Here is a 4,472-nt window from a genome sequence, read left to right as displayed (position 1 = left end):
AGTCCCCTTGAGCGCCCTTCTTCCGCCGACTTCTTGGGCGCGCAAGAAGTCGGCCCGCCTGCCGGGGCGGGACCCGGCGATCCCCGCCGTCGAAGGCGGCACATTGAAAGCGCCCCAGAGGGGCGCGAAAAAAGCCTTTGACCCCAGGACGGAAAATCGAAAACCGGAGCGCGGCGGAACGCGCTCGTGATTCTTGCCGCCCACGGGCGGCAATTCCCGTCTAAGCCCCGCTGGGCGCAGCGCGGCAAGCTCCGCCGCTCCCGAGCGGCAAAACCCCCTCCTGTTTCACGTGAAACACTCCGGAGGGCAAAACCCTGCGGCGGGGCTGGGGAATTTTTGTCGCAGATTGCCCTTTTAAAGCCGCCTGATTTATGCTATAATCGTAACCGTTATGAAATCAGCGGACAAGCCGGGTAAATGGAGGCAAAAATGGGCAAAATCATTGCAGTTGCGAACCAGAAAGGCGGCGTCGGAAAGACGACCAGCGCTGTCAACTTGACGGCGGCGCTCGGCGCGCGCGGATATAAGGTGCTGCTGGTCGACGTGGACCCGCAGGGGAATTCCACCTCGGGACTGGGCGTCAACAAGCGCGACCTCAAGCATTCCACCTATGATCTGATGGTCGCGACGGCGCAGCCGGCGGAGGTGCTGCGGCACACGCCGTTTGAGAATGTGGATGTCCTGCCCTCCAACATCTCGCTGGCGGGGGCGGAGATCGAGCTCGTCGAGCTGGACAACCGCGCGATGCGCCTCAAGACGGCGCTGCTGAAGGTGCGGCAGGATTACGATTTCATCTTCATCGACTGCCCGCCCTCGCTCGGCATCATCACGCTCAACGCGTTTGCCGCCTGCGACACGCTGCTGATCCCCATCCAGTGCGAATATTACGCGCTCGAGGGCCTCTCCCAGCTCATGGCGACGCTGCGGCAGGTCAAGCGGCTCTACAATCCCTCGATCGATATCGAGGGGGTGCTGCTCACCATGTATGACAGCCGCCTCAATCTGACGGTGCAGGTCGTGGCGGAACTCAAAAAATACTTTCCGCAGAAGATCTACCGGACGGTGATCCCGCGCAATGTCCGCCTGTCGGAGGCGCCCAGCTTTGGGCAGCCGGTCATGTATTACGACCGTTCCTCCAAGGGGTGCGCGGCATACGACGAATTGGCTGAGGAATTCCTCAGGAAGAACCAGAGGGATAGGGGGTAAGGCATTGGCAAAGGCAAAAGGGGGACTGGGCAAGGGCCTGGAGGCGCTTTTCGCCGACAATTCCACCGACGAGGCGGCCGTCTCGACGCTGGCGGTCAGCGAGATCGAGCCCAACCGCGGGCAGCCCCGCAAGCAGTTCGACCCGGCGGCGCTCGCCGATCTGGCTGATTCCATCCGGCAGCACGGCGTGCTGCAGCCGCTCGTCGTGCGCCCGATGCCCGACGGCAGCTACCAGCTCGTCGCGGGGGAGCGCCGCTGGCGCGCCGCCCGGATGGCGGGGCTTTCCCAGGTGCCCGTCGTCATCAAGGAGCTCAGCGACAGCGAGACGATGGCGCTCGCGCTCATCGAAAACCTCCAGCGGGAGGATCTCAACGCGATTGAAGAGGCGATGGGCTACCGGGACCTCATGGAAAATTTTGGATTGACGCAGGAGCAGGTCTCCGCCAAGGTGGGCAAGTCCCGCCCGGTGGTCACCAACGCGCTGCGGCTGTTGGGCCTGCCCGAGGAGGTGCGGGGGCTCCTGTCGGAGGGGAAGCTCTCCGCCGGGCACGCACGCGCGCTGCTCTCGCTGGGGGAGGAGGAGCTCATCCGGCAGGCGGCGGCGGACACGGTCAAAAAGGGCCTCTCGGTGCGGCAGGTGGAGGCGCTCGCCAAGCGGCAGAAGCAGCAAAAAGCCGCTCCCAAGCCGCAGAACGCCTGGGACCAGAGCTTTTTTGCCGAGGTGGAGCTCGCCCTCTCCCAGTGCCTCGCCCGCAAGGTGAAGGTGGAAGGGGAGAACGGCAGGGGCCGGCTGGTCATTGAATTCTACGACGAGGACGACCTGCGGTCGATCGCGTCGTCGCTGGAAAAGAGCGGGGGCTGAGTTTCCACCGGAAGGGCCCCGTGGTGTGGAAAAACCGAATTCGGAGGAGAATAGACAATGCTGGACATCAAATTTGTACGGACGAATCCCGACGCGGTCAAGGAGAACATCAAAAAGAAGTTCCAGGAGGAGAAGCTGCCGCTGGTGGACGAGGTGATCGACCTCGACCGGCGCTACCGCGAGGCCAAGACCCGCTGCGACTACCTGCGCAGCCAGCGCAACACGATCAGCAAGCAGATCGGCGGCATGATGGCCAAGGGGCAGAAGGAGGAGGCCGAGCAGGCCAAGGCGCAGGTCTCCTCGATGGCCAGGGAGCTAGCGGACCTCGAGGAGCAGGAGACGGTGCTTGAAGGGGAGATCAAAAAGCGGATGATGGTCATCCCGAACATCATCGACCCGTCAGTGCCGATCGGGAAGGACGACGGCGAAAACGTCGAAGTGGAAAAGTTCGGCGAGCCGGCGGTGCCCGACTTCGAGATCCCCTACCATGTGGAGATCATGGAAAAGCTGCGCGGCATCGACCTCGACAGCGCCCGCCGCACGAGCGGAAACGGGTTCTATTACCTCTGCGGCGACATCGCGCGGCTGCACTCGGCGATCCTCTCCTACGCGCGCGACTTCATGATCGACCGGGGCTTCACCTACTACGTGCCCCCTTTCATGATCCGCAGCAACGTGGTCAACGGGGTCATGAGCTTTGCCGAGATGGAAAACATGATGTACAAGATCGAGGGGGAAGACCTCTACCTGATCGGTACGAGCGAGCATTCGATGATCGGCAAATTCATCGACACGATGCTCGAGGAGAGCCAGCTTCCCCAGACGCTGACGAGCTATTCCCCCTGCTTCCGCAAGGAGGTGGGCGCCCACGGCATCGAGGAGCGCGGCGTCTACCGCATCCACCAGTTTGAAAAGCAGGAGATGATCGTCGTCTGCAAGCCGGAGGAGAGCATGGAGTGGTTCCAAAAGCTCTGGCGGAACACGGTCGATTACTTCCGTTCCCTCGACATCCCCGTGCGCACGCTCGAGTGCTGCTCGGGCGACCTCGCGGACCTCAAGGTCAAAAGTCTCGACGTGGAGGCGTGGAGCCCCCGCCAGAAGAAATACTTCGAGGTGGGCAGCTGCTCCAACCTTGGCGACGCGCAGGCGCGCCGGCTGGGCATCCGCGTCAAAAATAAGGAGACGGGGAACTACTTCCCCCACACCCTCAACAATACGGTCGTCGCGCCGCCCCGCATGCTGATCGCGTTTTTGGAGAACAACCTGAACGCCGACGGTTCGGTGCGCATCCCGCAGCCGCTGCGGATGTACATGGGCGGCAGGGACGTCATTCGGTAAACGCGCCGCGCCGGAAGCTCCCGGCGGATAGATTGGGCGAAAACGGGAGAGACTAACATGGTAGAGACCTACAAAAAAGAAATCCTGGTGACCGAACCGGAAACCGACATCACCAAGCGGATGACGCTGTCGAACATCATGCGCCACTCCCAGCAGATGGGCAGCGAGCACATCGCGTCGATGGGCATCGACTACAACCGCATGTACCGGGACGGGATGGTTTTCCTTGTCAACAAAATGCTCATCACGATCGACCGGCGGCCTGTCTTCGGGGAGGAGCTGCTGCTGACGACGATCCCCCGCAAACCGAAGGGCGCGCAGTTCATCCGCGATACGATCTTTGAGACGCGGGCGGGGGAGAAGCTCATCGAGGTGAGCATCTCCTGGATGCTCGTGAGTCCCGACACGCACAAGATCCTGCGTCCCTCGGTGTTCGACGTCTATGGCTTCGAGATGTTCCCCAACGAGGGGGAATACATCACCGGCTACCGCATCCGGCGGCCCGAGGCGGAGACGGTCACCCACCTGCGGCAGGTCAAATACAGCGATCTCGACTACAACTTCCATGTGAACAACGCCGTCTACGCCGCCATCGTCTGCGACACCCTGCCGCTGGAGCCGCTCACCGAGCGGGAGATCGCCAGCTTCGGCATCGTCTACCAGCGGGAGGCCAAGGCCGGCGAGGTGATCGAACTGGACGTGGCCGCCCTTCCGGACGCCGCCTATTATGTCGGCGGACGGGTCGCGGAGGAACGCTGTTTTGAAGCGGAGATAAAATTCCGCTGATTGCCAAAAACACCTTGACAAACTTTCCTGTATCCAGTATAATGTAATTCGCTCGCTTGTACATTTTGTATCGGCGGCGGATATGGCGGTATAGCTCAGCTGGCTAGAGCATTCGGTTCATACCCGAAGTGTCACCGGTTCGAATCCAGTTACCGCTACCATTCGCTCGAGCCTCACCGAGAGGTGAGGCTCGACTTATCCGGCCTGTTCGTCAAGTGGTTAAGACACCGCCCTTTCACGGCGGGTTCACGGGTTCGAATCCCGTACAGGTCACCAAAAA

5 protein-coding genes and 2 tRNA genes are annotated in these 4,472 nt (G+C 61.7%); all 7 read left to right on the top strand.

Going from position 1 to position 4,472, the window contains the following annotated elements:
* Positions 1-190: hypothetical protein (locus tag ACZO3G_RS14470; protein WP_486847359.1), on the top strand; the 190-nt coding region annotated here is incomplete at its 5' end.
* Between the two features lie 239 nt (positions 191-429).
* Positions 430-1,206, top strand: coding sequence for a ParA family protein (locus tag ACZO3G_RS14465; protein WP_276874345.1), 777 nt, complete (start codon positions 430-432; stop codon positions 1,204-1,206).
* Between the two features lie 4 nt (positions 1,207-1,210).
* The gene (locus ACZO3G_RS14460; RefSeq protein ID WP_101553147.1) at positions 1,211-2,068 is read left to right on the top strand and encodes a ParB/RepB/Spo0J family partition protein; all 858 of its coding nucleotides are present in this window, start codon (positions 1,211-1,213) and stop codon (positions 2,066-2,068) included.
* Positions 2,069-2,125: 57 nt separating this feature from the next.
* On the top strand, positions 2,126-3,406 hold the full coding sequence (serS, locus tag ACZO3G_RS14455) for a serine--tRNA ligase (RefSeq protein ID WP_276874348.1): 1,281 nt from the start codon (positions 2,126-2,128) through the stop codon (positions 3,404-3,406).
* A gap of 57 nt (positions 3,407-3,463) precedes the next feature.
* The gene (locus ACZO3G_RS14450; protein WP_101553149.1) at positions 3,464-4,192 is read left to right on the top strand and encodes an acyl-[acyl-carrier-protein] thioesterase; all 729 of its coding nucleotides are present in this window, start codon (positions 3,464-3,466) and stop codon (positions 4,190-4,192) included.
* An 84-nt stretch (positions 4,193-4,276) separates the two neighbouring features.
* Positions 4,277-4,353: transfer RNA gene (locus ACZO3G_RS14445), tRNA-Met, on the top strand.
* Positions 4,354-4,393: 40 nt separating this feature from the next.
* Positions 4,394-4,468, top strand: a tRNA-Glu gene (locus ACZO3G_RS14440).
* The last annotated feature ends 4 nt before the right edge of the window (positions 4,469-4,472 follow it).

Source organism: Anaerotruncus sp., from assembly GCF_057433415.1.
Note: the sequence above shows the minus strand (reverse complement) of the source record. Positions and strands in the feature narration are given on the sequence as shown.